The sequence below is a fragment of the Pseudomonas sp. B10(2017) genome (assembly GCF_002113295.1).
In the GTDB taxonomy this organism is placed as follows: Bacteria; Pseudomonadota; Gammaproteobacteria; order Pseudomonadales; family Pseudomonadaceae; genus Aquipseudomonas; species Aquipseudomonas pudica.
In genome coordinates this window covers 77,885-100,164 of the sequence record NZ_NEJU01000017.1, presented here as the reverse complement: position 1 = coordinate 100,164, position 22,280 = coordinate 77,885, and the positions used below count along the sequence as shown (strand labels likewise).

The 22,280-nt window shown below is 63.6% G+C and carries 18 protein-coding genes; 11 read left to right on the top strand and 7 right to left on the bottom strand.

The window, feature by feature from the left end:
- Nucleotides 1–2 precede the first annotated feature (2 nt).
- From fadA to CAF92_RS19715, 5 genes are all read left to right on the top strand, one after another.
- Nucleotides 3–1,178 (top strand): acetyl-CoA C-acyltransferase FadA, encoded by a 1,176-nt coding sequence (gene fadA / locus CAF92_RS19735; RefSeq protein WP_013971712.1) that lies wholly within the window; start codon nucleotides 3–5, stop codon nucleotides 1,176–1,178.
- 76 nt (nucleotides 1,179–1,254) lie between these two features.
- Nucleotides 1,255–1,506, top strand: a complete 252-nt coding sequence (locus CAF92_RS19730; RefSeq protein WP_023661154.1) for a DUF1653 domain-containing protein — start codon at nucleotides 1,255–1,257, stop codon at nucleotides 1,504–1,506.
- Nucleotides 1,507–1,606: 100 nt separating this feature from the next.
- Nucleotides 1,607–4,216, top strand: coding sequence for a type I DNA topoisomerase (gene topA / locus CAF92_RS19725; protein WP_046615846.1), 2,610 nt, complete (start codon nucleotides 1,607–1,609; stop codon nucleotides 4,214–4,216).
- Between the two features lie 186 nt (nucleotides 4,217–4,402).
- Nucleotides 4,403–4,918, top strand: a complete 516-nt coding sequence (locus CAF92_RS19720) for a DUF6586 family protein (protein ID WP_046615847.1) — start codon at nucleotides 4,403–4,405, stop codon at nucleotides 4,916–4,918.
- Between the two features lie 50 nt (nucleotides 4,919–4,968).
- Nucleotides 4,969–5,202, top strand: coding sequence for a hypothetical protein (locus tag CAF92_RS19715; protein WP_004376430.1), 234 nt, complete (start codon nucleotides 4,969–4,971; stop codon nucleotides 5,200–5,202).
- Between the two features lie 49 nt (nucleotides 5,203–5,251).
- Here the strand turns inward: CAF92_RS19715 and sulA are convergent, their stop codons facing one another.
- A complete protein-coding gene (gene sulA / locus CAF92_RS19710) occupies nucleotides 5,252–5,728 on the bottom strand; it encodes an SOS-induced cell division inhibitor SulA (RefSeq protein WP_046615848.1) in 477 nt (158 codons plus the stop codon).
- A gap of 13 nt (nucleotides 5,729–5,741) precedes the next feature.
- Entirely contained in the window at nucleotides 5,742–6,350 is a 609-nt protein-coding gene (gene lexA / locus CAF92_RS19705; protein WP_004376420.1) for a transcriptional repressor LexA, read from the bottom strand.
- A 215-nt stretch (nucleotides 6,351–6,565) separates the two neighbouring features.
- On the opposite strand from lexA, the gene CAF92_RS19700 reads away from it, so the two are divergent.
- From CAF92_RS19700 to nagZ, 3 genes are read left to right on the top strand one after another with little or no spacing between them, the layout of a single operon-like run.
- Nucleotides 6,566–7,279 carry a TetR/AcrR family transcriptional regulator gene (locus CAF92_RS19700; protein ID WP_046615849.1) on the top strand — a complete coding sequence of 238 codons (714 nt, stop codon included), beginning with the start codon at nucleotides 6,566–6,568 and terminating at the stop codon, nucleotides 7,277–7,279.
- 40 nt (nucleotides 7,280–7,319) lie between these two features.
- Complete coding sequence (locus tag CAF92_RS19695) at nucleotides 7,320–7,844, top strand: L,D-transpeptidase (RefSeq protein ID WP_085601682.1); 525 nt, start codon at nucleotides 7,320–7,322, stop codon at nucleotides 7,842–7,844.
- 22 nt (nucleotides 7,845–7,866) lie between these two features.
- Nucleotides 7,867–8,865, top strand: coding sequence for a beta-N-acetylhexosaminidase (gene nagZ / locus CAF92_RS19690; RefSeq protein WP_178081812.1), 999 nt, complete (start codon nucleotides 7,867–7,869; stop codon nucleotides 8,863–8,865).
- Nucleotides 8,866–9,060: 195 nt separating this feature from the next.
- Here nagZ and CAF92_RS19685 read toward each other — a convergent pair whose 3' ends face one another.
- Genes CAF92_RS19685 through mfd form a run of 3 tightly spaced genes read right to left on the bottom strand, consistent with a single transcriptional unit; the run spans nucleotide 9,061 to nucleotide 16,405 of the window.
- Complete coding sequence (locus CAF92_RS19685; RefSeq protein WP_085601680.1) at nucleotides 9,061–12,369, bottom strand: DEAD/DEAH box helicase; 3,309 nt, start codon at nucleotides 12,367–12,369, stop codon at nucleotides 9,061–9,063.
- Between the two features lie 4 nt (nucleotides 12,370–12,373).
- Nucleotides 12,374–12,946: a CsiV family protein gene (locus tag CAF92_RS19680; RefSeq protein WP_004376408.1), complete on the bottom strand. Its 573-nt coding sequence runs from the start codon at nucleotides 12,944–12,946 to the stop codon at nucleotides 12,374–12,376.
- A gap of 9 nt (nucleotides 12,947–12,955) precedes the next feature.
- A complete protein-coding gene (gene mfd / locus CAF92_RS19675; protein WP_046615853.1) occupies nucleotides 12,956–16,405 on the bottom strand; it encodes a transcription-repair coupling factor in 3,450 nt (1,149 codons plus the stop codon).
- 167 nt (nucleotides 16,406–16,572) lie between these two features.
- Here mfd and CAF92_RS19670 point away from each other — a divergent pair, with 167 nt between their 5' ends.
- From CAF92_RS19670 to sthA, 3 genes are all read left to right on the top strand, one after another.
- Entirely contained in the window at nucleotides 16,573–18,036 is a 1,464-nt protein-coding gene (locus tag CAF92_RS19670) for a glyceraldehyde-3-phosphate dehydrogenase (RefSeq protein WP_046615854.1), read from the top strand.
- Between the two features lie 209 nt (nucleotides 18,037–18,245).
- Entirely contained in the window at nucleotides 18,246–19,244 is a 999-nt protein-coding gene (locus CAF92_RS19665) for an FAD:protein FMN transferase (RefSeq protein WP_085601691.1), read from the top strand.
- Nucleotides 19,245–19,446: 202 nt separating this feature from the next.
- On the top strand, nucleotides 19,447–20,841 hold the full coding sequence (sthA, locus tag CAF92_RS19660; protein WP_046615856.1) for a Si-specific NAD(P)(+) transhydrogenase: 1,395 nt from the start codon (nucleotides 19,447–19,449) through the stop codon (nucleotides 20,839–20,841).
- Between the two features lie 42 nt (nucleotides 20,842–20,883).
- Here sthA and CAF92_RS19655 read toward each other — a convergent pair whose 3' ends face one another.
- Nucleotides 20,884–21,606: a glycerophosphodiester phosphodiesterase gene (locus tag CAF92_RS19655; RefSeq protein WP_046615857.1), complete on the bottom strand. Its 723-nt coding sequence runs from the start codon at nucleotides 21,604–21,606 to the stop codon at nucleotides 20,884–20,886.
- 31 nt (nucleotides 21,607–21,637) lie between these two features.
- Nucleotides 21,638–22,222, bottom strand: coding sequence for a PilZ domain-containing protein (locus CAF92_RS19650; protein WP_085601679.1), 585 nt, complete (start codon nucleotides 22,220–22,222; stop codon nucleotides 21,638–21,640).
- Between the last annotated feature and the right edge of the window lie 58 nt (nucleotides 22,223–22,280).

Sequence of the window (22,280 nt, the reverse complement as noted above, 5' to 3'; positions counted from 1 at the left end):
ATATGAGCCTGAATCCAAGAGACGTGGTGATTGTCGACTTCGGTCGCACGCCGATGGGCCGCTCCAAGGGTGGCATGCACCGCAATACCCGCGCCGAAGACATGTCGGCGCACTTGATCAGCAAGCTGCTGGAACGCAACGACAAGGTCGACCCGAAAGAAGTCGAGGACGTGATCTGGGGCTGCGTCAACCAGACCCTCGAGCAGGGCTGGAACATCGCCCGCATGGCTTCGCTGATGACCCAGATCCCGCACACTTCCGCGGCGCAGACCGTCAGCCGTCTGTGCGGCTCGTCGATGAGTGCGCTGCACACCGCCGCCCAGGCGATCATGACCGGCAATGGTGATGTATTCGTGGTCGGTGGCGTGGAGCACATGGGCCACGTCAGCATGATGCATGGTGTCGACCCCAACCCGCACCTGTCCTTGCATGCCGCCAAGGCTTCCGGGATGATGGGCCTGACCGCGGAAATGCTCGGCAAGATGCACGGCATTACCCGTGAGCAGCAGGACCTGTTCGGCCTGCGTTCGCACCAGCTGGCCCACAAGGCCACGGTCGAAGGCAAGTTCAAGGACGAAATCATCCCGATGCAGGGCTATGACGAGAACGGCTTCCTGAAGGTGTTCGATTTCGACGAAACCATTCGCCCGGAAACCACCCTCGAAGGCCTGGCATCGTTGAAGCCGGCGTTCAACCCGAAAGGCGGTACCGTCACTGCCGGTACCTCGTCGCAGATCACCGACGGTGCGTCGTGCATGATCGTCATGTCCGGCCAGCGCGCCATGGACCTGGGTATCCAGCCATTGGCGGTCATCCGTTCCATGGCGGTGGCTGGTGTCGACCCGGCGATCATGGGCTACGGCCCGGTGCCGTCGACTCAGAAAGCCCTCAAGCGTGCTGGCCTGACCATGGCCGACATCGACTTCATCGAGCTCAATGAAGCCTTCGCTGCACAGGCCCTGCCAGTGCTGAAAGACTTGAAAGTACTCGACAAGATGGATGAGAAGGTTAACCTGCACGGCGGCGCCATTGCCTTGGGCCACCCGTTCGGTTGCTCCGGGGCGCGGATTTCCGGCACCCTGCTCAATGTCATGAAGCAGAATGGCGGTACCCTGGGGGTGGCGACCATGTGCGTCGGCCTCGGCCAAGGTATCACCACGGTCTTCGAACGCGTCTGATCGCGCAGCGGGACAGCGACCGGGGCCTTGTGCCCCGGTTTTGTTTTTACAGGTTTTGTTCAAGAGGGTGGGCAACATGCAGATACAACCAGGCGTATACCGGCATTACAAAGGGCCTGAGTACCGTGTCTTCAGTGTTGCGCGGCACTCCGAGAGCGAAGAGTGGATGGTGTTCTACCAATGCCTGTATGGTGATTACAGCTTCTGGGTACGGCCACTTTCGATGTTTCAGGAGTCCGTCGAGGTTGACGGCGAGCAGGTGCCACGCTTTGCTTTGGTCAAGGCCGAAGAGGGGCTGCCCGGGTTGCTGGGCAAGTCGCACGAGTGATAGTCCGAACTTGACCTCACACTTTTGCCACTATATATAGCGGTGCCGCGTCTGGCACCTGACGCGTTTTTCATCTTCAGATTCAGGAATACTCCGATCCATGGGCAAATCGCTGGTCATTGTGGAATCCCCGGCCAAGGCCAAGACCATCAACAAGTACCTGGGCAACCAGTACGTGGTGAAGTCGAGTATCGGCCATATCCGAGACCTCCCCACCAGCGGTTCGGCCAGCGCCAGCAAAGAGCCGGCCGCCAAGCGTGGCAAGGCCGCGGGTGAGGCTCCGGCCCTGTCGCCGAAGGAAAAGGCTCGTCGCCAGCTGGTGGCGCGCATGGGCGTCGACCCCGACCACGGCTGGAAGGCCAAGTACGAGATCCTGCCCGGCAAGGAAAAGGTGATCGAGGAGCTGCGCCGTCTGGCGAAGGACGCCGACACTATCTATCTCGCAACCGACTTGGACCGCGAAGGGGAAGCCATTGCCTGGCACCTGCGCGAGGCCATCGGCGGCGACGACACCCGCTATAAGCGCGTGGTGTTCAACGAAATTACCAAGAAGGCTATTCAGGAAGCCTTCTCGCAGCCTGGCGAGCTGGATATCGACCGGGTCAACGCGCAGCAGGCGCGGCGTTTCCTTGACCGCGTGGTCGGCTATATGGTTTCGCCGCTGCTGTGGGCCAAGATCGCCCGTGGCCTGTCCGCCGGTCGTGTACAGTCGGTGGCGGTCAAGCTGGTGGTGGAGCGCGAACGCGAGATCCGCGCGTTCATCCCGGAAGAGTACTGGGAAATTCACGCCGACCTCGGCACCGCCAAGAACGCCAAGGTGCGTTTCGAAGTGGCCCGCGAGAAGGGTGAGGCTTTCAAACCGCTGAATGAAGCCCAGGCCATGGCCGCGCTGGAAAAGCTCAAGGCTTCCAGCTACAGCGTGGTCAAGCGTGAAGACCGCCCGACCAGCAGCAAGCCGTCGGCACCGTTCATTACGTCCACCTTGCAGCAGGCTGCCAGCAACCGCCTGGGCTTCGGTGTGAAGAAAACCATGATGATGGCCCAGCGCTTGTACGAAGCCGGCTACATCACTTACATGCGTACCGACTCGACCAACTTGTCGGCCGATGCCCTGGACATGGCCCGCAGCTACATCGAGCGTGAGTTCGGCAAGCAGTACCTGCCCGAGGCACCGCTGGTGTACGGCAGCAAGGAAGGCGCCCAGGAGGCGCACGAAGCGATTCGTCCTTCCGACGTGAACACCCACCCGAGCAAGCTCAGTGGCATGGAGCGTGACGCCGAGCGCCTGTACGAGCTGATCTGGCGCCAGTTCCTGGCCTGCCAGATGCCGCCGGCGCAGTACCTGTCCACCAGCGTCACCGTGGCCGCAGGCGACTTCGAGCTGCGTGCCAAGGGCCGTATCCTCAAGTTCGATGGTTACACGCGTGTGCTGCCGCAGCAGAGCAAGCCTGGCGAAGACGACGTGTTGCCGGAAATGGTCCAGGGCGAAGCGCTGAAGCTGATCCAGATCGACCCGAGCCAGCACTTCACCAAGCCACCGGCGCGCTTCACCGAAGCCAGCCTGGTCAAGGAAATGGAAAAGCGCGGCATCGGCCGCCCGTCGACCTATGCGGCGATCATTTCGACCATTCAGGACCGTGGCTATGTAACCTTGCACAACCGCCGCTTCTATTCCGAGAAGATGGGCGACATCGTTACCGAGCGCCTGTCCGAGAGCTTCTCCAACTTGATGGACTACGGCTTTACCGCCGACATGGAAGAGAACCTCGACGACGTCGCCCAGGGCGAGCGTGACTGGAAGAACGTACTCGACGAGTTCTACGGCGACTTCAGCAAAAAGCTGCAGACCGCCGAGTCCAGCGAAGACGGCATGCGTGCCAACCAGCCGACCATGACCAACATTCCGTGCAAGGAATGTGGCCGGCCGATGATGATCCGCACTGCCTCCACTGGCGTGTTCCTCGGTTGCTCGGGCTACAGCCTGCCGCCGAAAGAACGCTGCAAGGCCACCGTCAACCTGGTGCCGGGCGACGAGATTGCTGCCGACGACGAGGGCGAATCGGAGTCCCGCGTGTTGTTGGGCAAGCACCGCTGCCCGATCTGCGCCACGGCGATGGATGCCTACCTGCTGGACGAGAAGCACAAGCTGCACATCTGTGGTAACAACCCGGATTGCGCCGGCTACGAGATCGAGGAAGGCAACTACCGCATCAAGGGTTACGAAGGGCCGAGCCTGGAGTGCGACAAGTGCGGCAGCGAGATGCAGTTGAAGACGGGCCGCTTCGGCAAATTCTTCGGTTGCACCAACCCGGCGTGCAAGAACACCCGCAAGCTGCTCAAGAGCGGTGAGGCAGCGCCACCGAAGATGGACAAGGTGGACATGCCAGAGCTCAAGTGCGAGAAGGTCGACGATACCTACGTGCTGCGTGATGGCGCTTCGGGGCTGTTCCTGGCCGCCAGCCAGTTCCCCAAGAACCGCGAAACCCGTGCGCCGCTGGTACTGGAGATCGTGCCGCACAAGCATGAGATCGATCCGAAGTACCACTTCCTGTGCGATGCGCCACAGAAAGACCCGGAAGGCCGCCCGGCGGTTATCCGCTACAGCCGCAAGACCAAGGAGCAGTATGTGCAGTCCGAGGTTGATGGCAAGCCGACCGGCTGGAAGGCGTTCTACGACGGCAATACGTGGAAGGTTGAAGACAAGCGCTGATTCTTCAGTGCTGTAATTGGGGCTGCTTTGCAGCCCATTGCCGGCAGCCAGCTTCCACAGGTACAGCATAGGTCTCGGGCCTGATGCAATCACTGTGGGAGCTGGCTTGCCGGCGATGGGCCGCAAAGCGGCCCCAATCATTTATGATTCAGTTATCCGCCTTGCAGCCTTAGGGAGGGCACAAAAATGGCCCAGGAACTCTACACCCGCACCAACCAGAAACTGTTCTTCGCCGGCCTTGCCCTCGAGTCCATGGCCAAGGCTGAGCAAAGCCAGGCCATGAATGCCCAGGGCCTGGTCCAGGCCGAACGTGAGGCGGCGCTGTTCCATCTCTACGGCGCGCTGCTGGGCCTGTGCCATGAGATCGGTGGCTTCTACCGCCTGCCTGTGGTTGCAACGGTCGAGCAAGCGCTGGCTGACGACGCCCTGAACGGCATCGCTATCCCGGAAGTGGCTGAATTGCTGGAACTGGCCCGCCAGCGCGAAACCTGGCTGGCGCAAATGCTCAGTGCTTATGCCGATTTGTTCCGACCACCGGTCGCGAAAAAAGCGCCGAAAACCGACGTCACACAACCATTGATCCAGGCGGTCAATCTCGATGAGCCCGAGCCTTCGGCGTTGTCGCGCACTGAGCTGGAAAGCTGGCGCAGCAACCTCAAGGGCCTGGTGAGGCGTTTCCGTGACGCGTTGAGTGAGTGCTGATAGCTGCTACGGCTGGTACAATACTGGCCTTTCGCGGAGAACTGCCATTTATGTCTACGTCGTTTCTGGAAATTGTCGAGTTGCCTGATGGCCGCATCGAACTGCGTCGCGCCGAGGATGAGGGCTCTCTGGTAACCCTGGATTTCTCGGAAGACGCCAAGGCGTTCCTGCAGGGTCAGCATGTGGAAGTGGCCAAGGCCATGCTCAGCGTGGGCGTGCAAATGGCCGGCCGCCTCATGGATGGCGAGCTAGAGCGTGATGAAGGGCCGCGTGTGCTGCACTGAGGTGCAGCAGGGCATCAGGTTTCATGCAGTAACAGGCAAAGCCTGAACATCAGCCGAGGCGGATGTTCAGGCTTTGTGCGTTTCCGGCACTGGCAGCGCGCAGCAATTGCTGGCGTGCAGTGGCGTTGACGTTGCCCAGCCAGCTGACCACGGTGTGGCTGCGGCCCAGGCGCAAGGCTTCGCAGGCCAGTTGCAGCGGGCTTTGATTGCCGCGAGGTTGCAGCAGCAGGATGCGTTCACGGTTGAGCCCGGCATCGCGCAGCCAGGCCTGGGTCAGGCTCGACGGCGGGGCGATCAGGGTCAGCCAGCGGGTCTCGTCCTCTTCGCTCAGTTCGCGCAGCACGGGTGCCAGCAGGCTTTGGCAGTGCCCGGGGGCTCCGCGCAACGACAGTTCGCTGAACAGCTCGGGCTGGCTGCTCTTGCGCGCCACTTCGCTGGCTTTGAGGCCAGGCAGTACGGGCTGGGCGAGGAATGCTTCGAACAATGGCAACTGGGCTTGCTCGGGTGCGTGAATGAACTGCTGCATGACGCCTCCTGGATCAGCGGCGAATGACGCCGACGCTCAAGCCCTCGATCACCAGCTCCTGCTCTTTCAGGTCGACTTCGATGGGGGCGAATTCGGGGTTTTCGGCAAGCAGCCAGACTTTGCTGCCTTCGCGCTTGAAGCGCTTGACAGTGACTTCGTCGCCGATGCGGGCCACAACGATCTGGCCGTTGCGGGCTTCGCGGCAGGTGTGTACCGCCAGCAGGTCGCCATCGAAGATGCCGACATCCTTCATGCTCATGCCGTGTACGCGCAGCAGATAGTCGGCCTGGGGGTGGAAGAAGTCGGGGTTGATGTTGCAGGATTGCTCGATGTGCTGTTCGGCAAGGATCGGCGCACCGGCAGCAACCCGGCCGATGATCGGCAGGCCGCTTTCTTCGGCCTTGGCTTCCAGGCCGGGGATGCGAATACCGCGGGAGGCGCCCGGGGTCATCTCGATCGCGCCCTTGCGGGCGAGGGCCTTGAGGTGCTCCTCGGCGGCGTTGGGCGACTTGAAGCCCAGCTCCTGAGCGATCTCGGCGCGCGTCGGCGGGAAGCCGTTATCTTCCAGGCAACGCTTGATGAACGCGAGAATTTCGGCTTGGCGTGGCGTCAGTTTCAACATTGTGAGCGCTCTGTCTTTTTGTACAGTGACTGGGATTATATACAGTACTGGATGCGCTGCAAGCCAAAACCTGCAATAAACAGCAGCAATGGCGCTTGCAGCCGACCTCCTGGCGCTTTTAAATGGCGACCGGCCGGTCACCGAGCCTTGACAGAAGCAGGGCTGAAACGTATGTTTCAAACACCTGTTTGTCTGGCGGAGTAGTCGGAGTAGTCATGGCCCAATCGGAAACCGTTGAACGCATTCTCGATGCTGCCGAGCAGCTGTTCGCGGAAAGGGGGTTCGCAGAAACCTCGTTGCGGCTGATTACCAGCAAGGCCGGGGTCAACCTGGCGGCGGTCAACTATCACTTCGGCTCCAAGAAGGCCCTGATCCAGGCAGTATTCTCGCGTTTCCTCGGGCCGTTCTGCGCCAGCCTCGAACGTGAGCTGGAGCGGCGCCAGGCAAAGCCGGAGCACAAGCCGAGCCTCGAAGAGCTGCTGGAAATGCTGGTCGAGCAGGCTTTGGCCGTGCAGCCGCGCAGCAACAACGATCTGTCCATCTTCATGCGCCTGCTGGGCCTGGCGTTCAGCCAGAGCCAGGGCCACCTGCGGCGGTATCTGGAAGACATGTACGGCAAGGTGTTCCGCCGCTACATGCTGCTGGTCAACGAGGCCGCACCGCGCATTCCGCCGCTGGAGCTGTTCTGGCGCGTGCACTTCATGCTTGGCGCTGCGGCCTTCAGCATGTCCGGCATCAAGGCCCTGCGGGCGATTGCCGAGACCGATTTTGGCATCAACACCTCGATCGAGCAGGTAATGCGCCTGATGGTGCCGTTCCTGGCAGCGGGCATGCGTGCCGATAGCGGTGTTACCGACGACGCCATGGCCACCGCGCAGTTGCGCCCGCGCACCAAGACCAGCGCAAGCGCCACCACCGCCAAGGTCTGAAGGCTGGGCGGGGCAGGGCGCTTCGGCTAAGCTAGCGCCCATGCCCGAGCTCGACTTCTTGCACATTTCCCTTGCTGACCAGTGCCTTTATGGCTTTGCCGATGGCCAGCTGCGCCTGCGCGTGCCGGTTTCCACGGCGCGCAATGGCGCCGGCGAGCGCAACGGCTCGGGTTGCACGCCGTGTGGCCTGCACCAGGTACGGGCGAAGATCGGTGCGGGCTTGCCGCTGAATGCGGTATTTGTCGGGCGGCGCTGGACCGGCGAGGTGTGGTCGCCGGCCTTGCATGCGCAATACCCCGGCCGGGACTGGATCCTTAGCCGCATTCTCTGGCTCAGTGGCTGCGAACCGGGGGTCAACCGCCTGGGTGCGGTCGACACCTTCCGCCGTTATATCTACTTGCACGGCACTCCGGATACGGAACCCTTGGGCGTAGCGCTGTCCCATGGTTGCATACGCCTGCGCAACACCGATTTGCTAAGACTGTTCGAGCAGGTGCCGGCCCATTGCCCGGTGCGCATCGAGCAGGCCGCTTGCCCCCAGTGGGCTTCTCTCAGTCTTCAATGAAGGATTACCCATGACTGTAAGCCTGCAAGGCTCCCTGATGGTGGATATCGCCGGTAAATGGCTGACCGCCGAGGACCGTCACTTGCTGCGCCAGCCTGAAGTGGCCGGCCTGATCATTTTCGCCCGCAATATCGACAGCCCGCGCCAGGTGCGTGAACTGTGCGCGTCGATCCGCGCCATCCGTCCCGATCTTATCCTGGCGGTGGACCAGGAGGGCGGCAGGGTGCAGCGCCTGCGCCAGGGCTTTGTACGCCTGCCGGCCATGCGGGCGATAGCCGACAATGACAACGCCGAGTACCTGGCCGAACAGTGCGGTTGGTTGATGGCGACCGAGGTGCTGGCGGTTGGCCTGGACCTCAGCTTTGCCCCGGTACTCGACCTGGACCACCAGCGCAGCGCCGTGGTGGGCAGCCGCGCCTTCGAGGGTGACCCGCTGCGCGCCACGCAACTGGCCGGGGCGTTCATCCGTGGCATGAATGCGGCAGGCATGGCGGCCTGTGGCAAGCACTTCCCGGGGCATGGCTGGGCTGAAGCGGACTCGCATGTGGCCATTCCCACCGATGAGCGCAACCTCGAGCAGCTGCGCCAGGCCGATCTGTTGCCGTTCACCCGCCTGAGCCGGCAATTGGCGGCAGTGATGCCGGCGCATGTCATCTACCCGCAGGTCGACAACCAGCCGGCTGGCTTCTCGCGGCGCTGGTTGCAGGACATTCTGCGTGGCGAGCTGGGCTTTGACGGGGTGATCTTCAGTGATGACCTTTCGATGGCGGGTGCGCATGTGGTCGGGGACGCGGCCAGTCGGATCGAGGCGGCGTTGAGCGCTGGCTGCGACATGGGCCTGGTGTGCAATGACCGGGCGGCGGCGGAGCTGGCGTTGAGTGCGGCGCAGCGGATGAAGGTCAAGCCCTCGCCACGGATTGCGCGGATGCGTGGGCAAGGGTTTGCGCGCACGGATTATCGCCAGCAGCCGCGGTGGCTGGAGGCGTTGGGGGCGTTGCGGGAGGCGCAGCTGGTCGATTGACCGCGTCGGCCCCTTCGCGGGCATGCCCGCTCCCACAGGTGCTGTGCTGGTTTCGAAATTAGTGTTGTACCTGTGCCGGCCTCTTCGCGGGTGAACCCGCTCCCACTGGTACGGCACCGCCCTTGAGGGCACTGATATCCCTGTGGGAGCGGGTTTACCCGCGAAGAGGCCGGTACAGGCAGTGGGGGCACTGGGCTACCGCCCGCGCTTCCCGGGCAGCGGCGCGAACAGCGCTTCGATCTCTTCATCCCCCAGCCGCCATTGCCCGGCCTGCCCACCATCCAGCAGGCTCGCCGCCAGCGCCGCCTTCTCCTGCTGCAACTGCTGGATCTTTTCTTCCACTGTCCCCCGAGTGATCAGCTTGAACACGAACACTGGCTTGTCCTGGCCAATGCGGTAGGCGCGGTCGGTAGCCTGGTTTTCGCTGGCCGGGTTCCACCAGGGGTCGAAGTGGATCACCGTGTCTGCGGCCGTCAGGTTCAAGCCCACGCCACCCGCCTTGAGGCTGATCAGGAACACTTCGCTTTCACCCTGCTGGAACTGCTGCACCGGCGTGCGCCGGTCGCGGGTGTCGCCAGTCAGCAGGCTGTAGCGGATCCTGCGCTTCTCCAGTTCCTGCTCGATCAACACCAGCATCGAGGTGAACTGCGAGAACAACAGCACCCGGCGCCCTTCACTCAGCAGCTCTTCGAGCATTTCCAGCAACGCGCCCAGTTTGCCCTTGTCGGCCTGGTTGCCTTTGCTTTCCACCCCTTTGACCAGGCGCAGATCGCAGCACACCTGGCGCAGCTTGAGCAGGGCGTCGAGGATGACGATCTGGCTGCGCGCGGCGCCATTGCGGGCGATTTCATCGCGGACTTTCTTGTCCATGGCCACCCGCACGGCCTCGTAGGTGTCGCGCTGGGCATCGCTAAGCTCGACCCAGTGCACCATTTCGGTCTTGGCCGGCAGCTCGGTGGCCACCTGCTCCTTGGTGCGGCGCAGCAGGAACGGGCGGATGCGGCTGGCCAGGTGGGCCATGCGCTCGCTGTCGCCGTGGCGCTCGATCGGTATGCGGTAGTCCTGGTTGAAGCGCTTCAGGTCACCCAGCCAGCCAGGCATGAGGAAGTGGAAAATCGACCACAGCTCGCCCAGGTTGTTTTCCATTGGCGTGCCGGTAAGGCAGACGCGCTGATTGGCCCGCAGCTCGCAAACCGCGAGGGCGGCCTTGCTGGTGCTGCTCTTTATGTTCTGTGCCTCGTCCAGCACCAGTACATGCCAGGCCTGGGCGCGCAGGTGCTCGAGGTCGCGCGGCACCAGGGCATAGGTGGTCAGGACCAGGTCGTATTCGTGCAGTTTGGCGAAATGCTTGCTGCGCCCCGGGCCCTGCAGGGCCAGCACGCGCAGCCCGGGGGCGAAGCGCTGGGCTTCGTCCAGCCAGTTGGGCACCAGGCTGGTCGGCATCACCGCCAGGGCCGGCGCGCTCAGGCGCCCGGTCTGCTTCTCCAGCAGCAGGTGTGCCAGGGCCTGCAGGGTCTTGCCCAGGCCCATGTCGTCGCCGAGAATGCCGCCGGTGCCCATCTCGCGCAGCGCCTGCAGCCAGTTCAGGCCCTGTTGCTGGTAAGGGCGCAGGCTTGCCTGCAACCCGGCCGGCGGTTCGACCTTCAAGTCACGGGCATCGCGCAGGCGTCGGCCCAGGTCGCGTACATGCTCGCCACCTTCCCAGTGCAAAGGAAGGCTGTCGATTTCATTCAGGCGTGCGGCATCGGCACGGTCCAGGCGCAGGGACGGACCTGCGACGTCTTCGTGCAGGTACAGTTCGCCCAAGGTGCCCATCACTGCCTTGATGCGGCCATAGGGCAAGGCAACGCGCAGGGCCGGGGCATCGAGACGGCCACGGTTGAGGTCGATCAGCAGGTGCTCGTCGTCACTGCGCCGGGCCAGTTCGCTGGGGCGCAGCAGTTCCGGGTTGTTGCGCAGCAGTTGCAGCACGATCGGCAGCAGGCTGTGGCGTTGGCCATCGACCACGATGCCCAGCTCCAGGTCGAACCATTCATGGCCGGGCGCTTCGTCGATGGTGGCGTACCAGTCGTCCACCTCCTGCAGGTTGAAGGCGAAGTCGCGGTGGATGTCGATGTTCCAACCGGCTTCGCGCAGGCGCGGCAGGCCTTCGCGGGCAAAGCGCAGCCAGGCTTCGTCATCGGGCAGCTGGAGCATCTCGCCGGCACTGTCAGGCAGGGCCTTGCTCTGCCGGGTGGCGGCCTTGAAACCGAGGTCGCGCAGCACCTTGCGCAGCGCCTGTTCGGCCTGGGGCTGGCGGCGGATGCGCTGGCAGGTGTCGCCGACCAGGCGGGTCAGCGGCTTGTCGTCGCTGCCGCTGGCGCGCAGGCCGTCGTAGTCGAATGCCAGCGCGGCACGGTGTTGCATCTGCCGTTGCATGCGGCCGGTCTTGGGCATGTAGGCGCTGAATTCGAGACTGCCCAAGGTCAGGTGCGGCCTGGGCTGCAGGTCGTCAATGAGTTGTTCGTCCAGCGTGGTTGGCGTAGGGAGTTGGTGGTTCAAGGCGTTGAGCTTGTGGCTGAGGGGCACGACAAGGTGTTCCGGAACGTCAGGGGCGATGGTCAGTTGCAGGGCAATATGCGGATCGAGGCTGTGCTCGAGCTTGCCCACCACGCTGCCGGTGAAATCGAAATAGTAAAGTGGCAGCAGCGCAATCACGCAGTTCAGCGGCGTTTCACCGTGGTACCAGATGCCCCTATAGTGACCATTGTCCAGCCGCACCCAGCGGAACTCGGCCGCCAGCGTAGGGCCTTCGCGCAGCAGGGGCTTGTTTTCGTTACAGAGCATGCGGCCGGTATCCAGTGCGCGCTGGAACAGCTCACCGCCTTCCCGACCTTTGAGCTGGTAGCCGCGGTCCTGGCTGCCGGCCTGATTGAGCGCCGAAAGCAGGCGCAAGATGCGGATATCGTCTTCCTTGACGAAGCGCGGAGGTTCGTAAAGGAAATCGTAGAGTGACTGCACACGGCTATAGCGCAGCCCCTGGTCTTCGCGTGTGCCTTTGCGTACCCGCAGCGCGCAGCCGGGCTCGTCGGTCAGCACGAGTTGGTAGCAAACCATGCGCCCGCGTTTGTCTTGGGTTTCGGCAGGCTCCTGCGCAGGCTGTTCGAGACCTTTCAGCCAGCGCTGCAGGTTGGCCGGCAGTGCGTCACCGTCACTTTTCGCCGTTGCCTGCTGTTCGCTCAGGACGAACAGCGCGGCGGCGCAATGCTTGCAGTTGTGCCCCACGGGGCAACTGCACTGGCCGCGTACATGGCAGCGGCCAGCCAGGGCAGTGAGGGTTATCTTCTGCCGATAAGGGCTGCCCTCACTGCCACGACAGCTGGCTTCGACGAGCGTGCCGGTGCAGCTTTCGATCTCTACCCGGTCTTCCCGGGCGTAACGCTCACCGCGCTGCAGAACCGGGTCGGTGAACGACTGCGTCCAGTTCGGGTACTCGCGCAGCAGCTGGAGAGCGTCACGACTCATTGCATCACTGCTCCATCATCTCCGGGTCCATCACCGGCATTTTTGGCGTACCCGGTGGTGTCACCTTCAGCAGCACCGCCAGGTGCCCACCGTCGAGGAAGGTCAGCTGGCCGCCCTTGACGTTGCTGTTGCTCTGCTTGAACTGCTCGCTTTGCAGCACGCTGCCGTTGCCGTCCAGCTGGTTGACCCAGAAGTTGGCCTCCACCGCGATGAAGCGGCCCTCGGCGATGCTCAGGTTGCCTTCGATGGGGAAGTGGCCGAACTGCTCGGTGCCTTCGCCCAGGGCGATGCGGCTGGGCTCGCTGCCCACTTGCTGCTGCCAGGCCTTGTGCAGCAGCACGGTGTAGTCGGCGGTGGCTTCCAGGCGGGTGGCTTCGTCTTCCAGCGCCAGGCGACGCTCTGCGTCCTTCTCCAGGCGTGGTGCGCCGGCGCTCCAGTCTTCGGGGGCGAACGGGCTGGTGAAGGCGGGCACGCTGTTCTGCCGCACCAGGATCATTTCTACCTGATACAGGCCTTCGGCGAAGGCGGCCGGGGCGAACAGCGCCAGCAGCAGGGTCAGGCAACGGATGGCACGCATGGATCTTCCTTAGGCAGGCTGTGGGGTCAGGCGCTCGAACAGCGCCTCCAGGGTATTGAAGCGTTCGTCGGGGCGTTCCATGGGTACCAGGAAGCGGAACTGGGTGGCGCCTTCGAACTTGTAGCGTTTGGGCTGGCCCTGGATCAGCTTGATCAGGGTCAGCGGGTCGACCGGGGTCTCGGCCTCGAACTCGATCTTGCCACCGTTGGGGCCGGCGTCGACTTTCTTGATGCCGAGCTTTTCCGCGTGCAGCTTGAGCGAGGTCAGGCGCATCAGGTTCTTGGTCGGCTCGGGCAACAGGCCGAAGCGGTCGATCATTTCCACCTGCAGGTCCTTGAGGCCTTCTTCGTCGGCAGCCGAGGCAATGCGCTTGTACAGGATCAGCCGCGCATGCACGTCGGGCAGGTAGTCCTCGGGGATCAGTGCAGGCAGGCGCAGGTTGATTTCCGGGCCGCCGCCCAGCGGCTGTTCAAGGTTGGGCTGGGTGCCCTTGCGAATCGCCTTGACCGCTCGCTCGAGCATTTCCATGTACAGGGTAAAGCCCACCGCCTGGATCTGCCCGCTCTGGCCTTCGCCCAGCAGCTCGCCGGCGCCACGAATCTCCAGGTCGTTGGTGGCCAACACGAAGCCGGCACCGAGGTCCTGGGTGTTGGCGATCGCCTCCAGGCGTTTTTCGGCGTCGGCGCTGACCTTCTGCCGGGTTGGCGTCAGCAGGTAGGCGTAGGCCTGGTGGTGGCTACGGCCAACCCGGCCGCGCAGCTGGTGCAGCTGGGCCAGGCCGAACTTGTCGGCGCGTTCGATGACGATGGTGTTGGCGCTGGGCACGTCGATGCCGGTTTCGATGATGGTCGAGGCGACCAGCACGTTGAAGCGCTTGTGGTAGAAGTCGCTCATCACCTGTTCCAGCTCGCGCTCGCGCATCTGCCCGTGGCCGATGCCGATGCGCGCCTCGGGCACCAGTTCGGCAAGGTCGGCGGCGCATTTTTCGATGGTTTTCACATCGTTGTGCAGGTAGTACACCTGGCCACCACGCAGCAGCTCACGCAGCAGTGCCTCCTTGACCGTGCTCTTGTTCTGCTCCATGACGAAGGTGCGTACCGACAGGCGGCGCGCTGGCGGCGTGGCGATGATCGACAGGTCGCGCATGCCCGCCACCGCCATGTTCAGCGTACGCGGGATCGGCGTGGCGGTGAGGGTGAGGATGTCCACCTCGCTGCGCAGGGCCTTGAGCTGTTCCTTCTGACGCACGCCAAAGCGGTGTTCTTCGTCGATGATGGCCAGGCCCAGGTCCTTGAAGCGCACATCGTCCTGCAGCAGCTTGTGGGTGCCGATGAGGATGTCGATCTTGCCTTCGGCCAGCTCGGCGGCGGCGTTGGCCACTTCCTTGGCCGACTTGAAGCGGCTCATCACCTCCACGGTCACCGGCCAGTCTGCAAAGCGGTCGCGGAAGCTGTTGTAGTGCTGCTGGGCGAGCAGGGTGGTGGGCACCAGTACGGCCACCTGGCGGCCGCTGTGCACGGCGATGAACGCCGCGCGCATGGCCACTTCGGTCTTGCCGAAGCCGACATCGCCGCACACCAGGCGGTCCATCGGCTTGGGCGCCAGCATGTCGGCGCGCACGGCTTCGATGGCAGCCTGCTGGTCCGGGGTTTCCTCGAACGGGAAGCCGGCGCTGAAGGTGGCGTAGTCGGCGGACGGGTCGGCAAATGCATAGCCCTTGCGCGCGGCGCGGCGGGCATAGATGTCGAGCAGTTCGGCGGCCACGTCGCGCACCTGTTCGGCGGCCTTGCGCTTGGCCTTCTGCCAGGCCTCCGAGCCAAGCCGGTGCAGCGGTGCCAGTGCATCGTCGCTGCCGGTGTAGCGGGCGATCAGGTGCAGGTTGGCCACCGGCACGTACAGTTTGGCGCCCTCGGCGTATTCCAGGGTGAGGAATTCGGCGGCCTGGCCGTCGATTTCCAGGGTGGCCAGGCCCAGGTAGCGGCCCACGCCATGGTCGATGTGCACCACCGGCGCGCCTTCGCGCAGCTCGGTCAGGTTCTTGATCACCGCGTCGTTGGCGGTTTCGCCGCGCTTGTCGCGGCGCCGGCGCTGCATGACCCGCTGGCCGAACAGAGGGCTTTCGGCCACCAGTGCAATGGCTGGGTCGTCCAGCAGCAGCCCTTCGTCCAGCGGGGCGATGGTGATTGCCAGCCGTTCGCTGCCGGTGATGAAGTCGGCCCAGCCGTCGACGGTGTGCGGGCGCAGTTTCAGCCGTTCGAGCAGCTCCAGCAGCACTTCGCGGCGGCCTGCCGATTCGGCGGTGAACAAAACCCGGCCGGGGAACTGGTCGAGGAAATTGGCCAGTTCGGCCAAGGGCTGGTTGGCCTTGGCCTCGATTGCCAGGTTGGGAAGGGGGCGCGCCGGGAAGCGCTCGCGGCCCACGCCGGGGGCGAGGTCTTCGGTGCTGACCACTACCCGTGGCCATTGCTTGAGCCGGGCAAAGCAGTCTTCAACCGGCAGGAACAGCTCGGCCGGCGGCAGCAGCGGCCGGCTCAGGTCGCCACGGCGGTCTTCATAACGCCCGCGCACGTCGTTCCAGAAGTGTTCGGCGGCCTGTTCCACGCCGGGCAGCGAGAACACCTGGGTGTCGGCCGGCAGGTAGTCGAACAGGGTCGAGGTTTCTTCGAAGAACAGTGGCAGGTAGTACTCGATGCCGGCGGGGATGATGCCGCTGGCCAGGTCCTGGAAGATCGCGCTGCGGCGGAAATCGACATCGAAGCGTTCGCGGAAGCGCGCCTTGAAGCGGGTCACTTCCTCTTTCTGCATCGGGAACTCGCGCGCCGGCAGCAGGCGCACCGAATCCACCTTGTCGATCGAACGCTGGGTCTCGGGGTCGAAGGTGCGCAGCGTCTCGATCTCGTCATCGAACAGGTCGATGCGGTAGGGCAGCTTGCTGCCCATCGGGAACAGGTCGATCAACGCGCCGCGGACGGCGAATTCGCCATGCTCGTAGACGGTGTCGACGCAGCGATAGCCACTGGCTTCCAGGCGCAGGCGCATCTGCTCCACGTCGATGGTCTGGCCCACGTCCAGCACCAGGCTGCTGCCCAGCAGGAAGCGGGTCGGCGCCAGGCGGTGCAGGGCGGTGGTGATCGGCACCACGAGGATGCCGTGGCTCAGCTCCGGCAGGCGGTAGAGGCTGGCGATGCGCTGGGAAATGATGTCCTGGTGCGGCGAGAACAGGTCGTAGGGCAGGGTTTCCCAATCGGGGAACGGCAGCACCGGCAAGTCCGGGGCAAAGAAGCGAAGTTCCTGTTCCAGACGATCGGCAGCCTGGCTGTCGGCAGTCAGCAGCAAAGTGAAGCGGCCCGCGCTGCTGGCGGCTTCGGCGATGGCCAGGCTGAGGGTGGCACCGGGTAGATTGCCCCAGGTTTGTTTGCCGGCTGTGGCCGACATTTGCGGTAGGCGCAGAACTGACACGGGAGATTGCACTCCAAGCGTTGCGGCAAAGAGGTCGATTGTACCGGTGACGGTGCCGGCTGTCAGGCTCGGAAGGGCGTGAACGCTGGCTTGCGTCGCCGCGACAGGCGCTCATTGCCCGTAACGCGTTGGGGCGTCATAATGTAGCCCCTTTTTTCTGTCCCTACATGTGGAAGGTTCCCGTGACTCAGAAGCCCGACCAGTGTCTTGGTGAGTGGATTGATCGTGAAGCCCTGGCTGAAGCGATGATCCCGCTTATCGGTCAGCTCTACCGCAACAACAACGTGGTGAGCTCGATTTATGGCCGTAGCCTGATCAACCGTTCGGTTATCTCGATCCTCAAGGCGCACCGCTTTGCGCGTCATCGTCAAACCGACGAAACCGAACTGTCCGTCCACGAGACATTCCCCCTGCTCAAGGCCATGAGCGAGCTGAAACTGGGCGCCGCTTCGGTCGACCTGGGCAAGCTGGCCAACAAGTTCAAGCAGGAAGGCAACGGCCGCACTGCCGAGCAGTTCGTCCGTGAAGAACTGGCCGAGGTGGTTGGCCAGCAGAACGCTTCGGCGCGCAAGGGCACTGACGTTGTCCTGTACGGCTTCGGCCGCATCGGCCGCCTGCTGGCGCGCATCCTGATCGAGAAGACCGGTGGCGGCGACGGCCTGCGCCTGCGCGCCATCGTCGTGCGCAAGGGCGCCGAGAACGACCTGGTCAAGCGTGCCAGCCTGCTGCGCCGCGACTCGGTGCACGGCCCGTTCGATGGCACCATCACCATCGACGAAGCCAACAACACCATCACTGCCAACGGCAACCTGATCCAGGTCATCTACGCCAAGAGCCCGAGCGAAGTCGACTACACCCAGTACGGCATCGAAAACGCGCTGATCGTCGACAACACCGGCGTATGGCGTGATGCCGACGGCCTGGGCCAGCACCTGGCCTGCCCGGGCGCTGCCCGCGTGATCCTCACCGCACCTGGCAAGGGCGCGCTGAAGAACATCGTGCACGGCATCAACCACGGTGACATCGCTGCCGATGACAAGATCATCTCGGCCGCTTCCTGCACCACCAACGCCATCGTGCCGGTGCTCAAGGCCATCAACGACCAGTACGGCATCGTCAACGGCCACGTCGAAACCGTTCACTCGTTCACCAACGACCAGAACCTGATCGACAACTTCCACAAGGGCAGCCGCCGTGGCCGTGCCGCGCCGCTGAACATGGTCATCACCGAAACCGGCGCCGCCACTGCTGCCGCCAAGGCACTGCCAGTGCTGAAAGGCAAGCTGACCGGCAACGCCATTCGCGTACCGACGCCGAACGTTTCGATGGCCATCCTCAACCTGAACCTCGAGAAGGCCACCAGCCGCGACGAGATCAACGAGTACCTGCGCCAGACCGCCATGCACTCGGAACTGCACAAGCAGATCGATTACGTCAGCTCGCAGGAAGTGGTTTCGACCGACTTCGTAGGTTCGCGCCACGCTGGTGTGGTTGACGCCGAAGCGACCATCTGCAACGACAACCGCGTTGTTCTGTACGTCTGGTACGACAACGAATTCGGTTACAGCTGCCAGGTGGTTCGTGTGATGGAAGAGATGGCCGGTGTGAACCCGCCAGCGTTTCCGCACTGATACGCTTGTAAGGCAATGAAAAAACGGGAACCTTCGGGTTCCCGTTTTTTTTGCCTGATTAACTGATCGGGCATTTACTGTGCCTGTACTGGCCCTTTCGCGGGCACGCCCGCTCCCACAGGGATATCACAGGGCTGGAGGGCAGTGGGGTACCTGTGGGAGCGGGCGTGCCCGCGAAAGGGCCAGTACAGACATTCGAGATCTCGGTATTGCGCGCATTTCTTTGTTTCTTGCTGATGCTGCTCACCGCCTGCGACCAGGGTCCCACCCTGGAGCGCCTGGGCGGCCCGACCATGGGCAGCAGCTACAGCATCCAGTACGTGCGCGAACCCGGCGGCCCGGCGCCGGTCCAGGTGCGGGCGGCAGTCGAAACCATTCTGCACGACATCGACCAGCACTACTCGACCTACCGCGGCGACTCCACCGTCAGCCGTTTCAACCAGTTGCCCGCCAACCAGTGCCAGGTCCTGCCGCCCGACATGCTCGAACTGGTCAGCCTTGGTCAGCACCTGGCCGAGCAGAGCGACGGCGCCTTCGACCTTACCGTCGAACCCTTGCTCGACCTGTGGGGGTTCGGCCCCCAGGCCCGCCACGAGCAGGTGCCCGACCCGCTGGCCCTGGCCCAGGTGCGTCAGCGCGTGGGCTACCGGCACTTGCACATCGACGGCCAGGCCTTGTGCAAGGACGCCCCGGTGCAACTCGACTTCAACAGCATCGCCGCCGGCCATGCGGTCGACCTGATCGCCGCGCGCCTGCAGGCCATGGGCGTAGCCAGCTTTGTCGCCGAAGCCACCGGCGAGCTCAAGGCCGCCGGCCACAAGCCCGATGGCAGCCCATGGCGCATCGCCCTGGAGCTGCCCCGCGAAGATCGCCAGATAGCCCGCCAGATCATCGCGGTCAATGGCCTTTCAGTATCAACCTCGGGTGACTATCGGCACTATTTCGAGGAGAATGGCCGGCGCTATTCGCACACCTTCGATGCTCGCCTCGGGCGCCCGGTGCAGCACGACCTGGCCGCGGTCACCGTGCTCGATGCCTCGGCGCTGCAGGCCGACGGCTATTCGACGCTGCTGTTGATCCTGGGCCCGGAGCGTGGCTGGGATTTCGCCGTGGCGCATGGCCTGGCCGCAGTATTGGTGACTCGGGCCGAGGGTGGCTTCGTCTCCCGAGCTACGCCTGCATTCGAACGGGCAGTGAAAGGCGAGTGAAAGCACAAGCAGGGATGATCGCCGCCAGGGAATGGTTCACACATGTAGTGCGGGCAAAATTGGCCTACGACGCGACCAAGGGTTAATGTGCGCGGCGTTCACGCTTGATTAGACTGCACCCGAATTTTCTCATGACGCCCCGGCGGCATGATCGCGCCCCGCGAGCGACCGTGGCTTGCGGGCCAGTTCTGAAGGAGTACGCATGGCTGTCTACAACTACGACGTAGTGGTGCTGGGTTCCGGCCCGGCCGGAGAAGGTGCGGCAATGAACGCCGCCAAAGCAGGGCGCAAGGTGGCGATGGTCGATAGCCGTCGCCAGGTCGGGGGCAACTGCACCCACCTGGGCACCATCCCGTCCAAGGCACTGCGTCACTCGGTGCGGCAGATCATGCAGTTCAACACCAACCCGATGTTCCGTGCCATCGGCGAGCCGCGCTGGTTCTCGTTCCCGGACGTGCTGAAAAGCGCCGAGAAGGTCATCGCCAAGCAGGTAGCGTCGCGCACCGGCTACTACGCGCGTAACCGCGTGGACGTGTTCGTCGGCACCGGCAGCTTCGCCGACGAGCAGACCGTCGAAGTGGTCTGCCCGAACGGTGTGGTGGAAAAGCTCAACGCCAAGCACATCATCATCGCCACTGGCTCGCGCCCGTACCGCCCGGCCGACATCGACTTCCACCACCCGCGCGTCTATGACAGCGACACCATCCTCAGCCTCAGCCACACTCCGCGCAAGCTGATCGTGTACGGTGCCGGCGTGATTGGTTGCGAATACGCCTCGATCTTCAGCGGCCTGGGTGTATTGGTAGAGCTGGTGGACAACCGTGGCCAGTTGCTGAGCTTCCTCGACTCGGAAATTTCCCAGGCGCTGAGCTACCACTTCAGCAACAACAACATCACCGTACGCCACAACGAAGAGTATGAGCGCGTCGAAGGCCTGGACAACGGGGTGATCCTGCACCTGAAGTCGGGCAAGAAGATCAAGGCCGACGCCTTGCTGTGGTGCAACGGCCGTACCGGCAACACCGACAAGCTGGGCCTGGAAAACATCGGCATCAAGGTCAACAGCCGCGGCCAGATCGAGGTCGACGAGGCCTACCGCACCAGCGTGCCGAACATCTACGGTGCCGGCGACGTGATTGGCTGGCCGAGCCTGGCCAGTGCCGCCCATGACCAGGGCCGCTCTGCCGCTGGCAGCATCGTCGATAACGGCAGCTGGCGCTTCGTCAACGACGTGCCGACCGGCATCTACACCATTCCGGAGATCAGCTCGATCGGCAAGAACGAGCAGGAGCTGACCCAGGCCAAGGTACCGTATGAAGTGGGCAAGGCCTTCTTCAAGAGCATGGCCCGTGCACAGATCGCAGGCGAGCCGCAAGGCATGCTGAAGATCCTGTTCCACCGCGAAACACTGGAAGTGCTGGGGGTACACTGCTTCGGCTACCAGGCTTCGGAAATCGTCCATATCGGCCAGGCAGTGATGAACCAGCCGGGCGAGCAGAACAACCTGAAATACTTCGTCAACACCACGTTCAACTACCCGACCATGGCCGAAGCCTATCGGGTAGCTGCCTACGACGGCCTGAACCGGCTTTTTTGAGCGGCTCCGACCGGTGGCCTGAGCCGGTCGGAGAGACCGATTTCAACCCTGCCCGAGGGTGGTCTTGGCCAAACCGGGAAAGTCTGTAATCAGGCTGTCCACGCCAAAATCAGCGAGCCGGCGCATCAGTGCCGGTTCGTTGACCGTCCACACCGACACGTGCAAACCCTGGCCCTGGGCTTTCAGCAGGCGCTCGGGGGTGCACAGTGTCCAGTTCAATGCCAGCAGATCGCAGCCGTAGTTCTGCGCCACCTTCAGCGGGTCGAGCCAGGCGTATTCGGCGACCAGCCCGCGCTTGACGTCCGGCACCAGCTCCAGGGCGGCACCCAGTACTTCGCGTGAGCTGGAGGTGATGGTCACCTTGTCCAGCAGGCCGTACTGCTGGGCCAGCTCGCGGATCGCCAGCACGGTGGTGGCGGCACGGGTACGCGAGGCGCTTTTCACCTCCAGTTGCCAGTGCTCGAACGGGCATTTCTGGAACAGTTCCTCCAGTCTCGGGATCGGGCAGGGCTGGACATGGCCCGGGCCGCCCTTGCGGGCATCGATCTTGACCAGGTCTGCGGCCGGGTGCTCGACCACCTTGCCGCGTTTGCCGGTGGTGCGCTTGAGGGTAGGGTCATGGATCACCATCAGCTCGTTGTCGGCCGACAGGTGCAGGTCCAGCTCGCAGCGGGTCACGCCATGGGCGAGGCATTGCTGGAAGCTCTTCAGGGTATTCTCGGGCGCTTCGCCCTTGGCGCCGCGGTGGCCGTAGATCAGGGTCACGTTCGTTCCTTCAAATCAGAGAAAAATAGGCTCAGGAGGCGGGGTCGTTCTGTTCCAGCTGCTGGCGCCGTTGCTGTTGCTGACGCTGCAGGATGTAGCGGGCCAGCAGTTGCCGTTGGGCGTCGGTCATGTCGGTGAATTCGGTGCCGACCTCGAAGCCGCCCTCCGGGCGCGGGTCGCAATGGGTAACCTTGCCGCGAAGCAGCAGGCCATGGGCGCGCGGCATCAGCACCATCTTCACCTTCACTCGGGAGCCGGGGGCCACCGCTGTGGCTTGCGCGAATTCGATGCCGCCCTCGGAAATGACCACCGGCTGGGGCTGGCCAACTTCGCCGATCAGGGTCTGGGCAACCACCGCGCTGAGCAGGTCGAGGCGCTTGTTCTGCGCACGCAGGAAGGCGGCAAGGGTGCGGTCCTTATCGCTAAGCTGGCGCAGCAGGTGCTGCGACTCGAAGTCGGACAGGTGCAGTTCGCTGAGCAGGTTGAACAATGGCGAATCATCTTGCAACACATCTGGGTCAAGGGCTTCGGCCGCGCTGAGGGGGCTGATTTGAAGTGCGATCCGATCTTCGATGCGGTAGTATTCGCGGCGATCTTCTTCGTCTAATGTCGTCATGGCGAACCCAAGGTAGCGGCGGTGGTCCGAGTGTAAAGCCGCCGTAGGCGCCTCGCCA

Excerpts from the sequence above, each read along its gene's own strand:
- fadA (WP_013971712.1), top strand. The coding sequence starts at position 3 with ATGAGCCTGAATCCAAGAGACGTGGTGATTGTCGACTTCGGTCGCACG.
- CAF92_RS19730 (WP_023661154.1), top strand. The coding sequence starts at position 1,255 with ATGCAGATACAACCAGGCGTATACCGGCATTACAAAGGGCCTGAGTAC.
- topA (WP_046615846.1), top strand. The coding sequence starts at position 1,607 with ATGGGCAAATCGCTGGTCATTGTGGAATCCCCGGCCAAGGCCAAGACC.
- CAF92_RS19720 (WP_046615847.1), top strand. The coding sequence starts at position 4,403 with ATGGCCCAGGAACTCTACACCCGCACCAACCAGAAACTGTTCTTCGCC.
- CAF92_RS19715 (WP_004376430.1), top strand. The coding sequence starts at position 4,969 with ATGTCTACGTCGTTTCTGGAAATTGTCGAGTTGCCTGATGGCCGCATC.
- sulA (WP_046615848.1), bottom strand. The coding sequence starts at position 5,728 with ATGCAGCAGTTCATTCACGCACCCGAGCAAGCCCAGTTGCCATTGTTC.
- lexA (WP_004376420.1), bottom strand. The coding sequence starts at position 6,350 with ATGTTGAAACTGACGCCACGCCAAGCCGAAATTCTCGCGTTCATCAAG.
- CAF92_RS19700 (WP_046615849.1), top strand. The coding sequence starts at position 6,566 with ATGGCCCAATCGGAAACCGTTGAACGCATTCTCGATGCTGCCGAGCAG.
- CAF92_RS19695 (WP_085601682.1), top strand. The coding sequence starts at position 7,320 with ATGCCCGAGCTCGACTTCTTGCACATTTCCCTTGCTGACCAGTGCCTT.
- CAF92_RS19685 (WP_085601680.1), bottom strand. The coding sequence starts at position 12,369 with ATGAGTCGTGACGCTCTCCAGCTGCTGCGCGAGTACCCGAACTGGACG.
- CAF92_RS19680 (WP_004376408.1), bottom strand. The coding sequence starts at position 12,946 with ATGCGTGCCATCCGTTGCCTGACCCTGCTGCTGGCGCTGTTCGCCCCG.
- CAF92_RS19670 (WP_046615854.1), top strand. The coding sequence starts at position 16,573 with ATGTGGAAGGTTCCCGTGACTCAGAAGCCCGACCAGTGTCTTGGTGAG.
- sthA (WP_046615856.1), top strand. The coding sequence starts at position 19,447 with ATGGCTGTCTACAACTACGACGTAGTGGTGCTGGGTTCCGGCCCGGCC.
- CAF92_RS19650 (WP_085601679.1), bottom strand. The coding sequence starts at position 22,222 with ATGACGACATTAGACGAAGAAGATCGCCGCGAATACTACCGCATCGAA.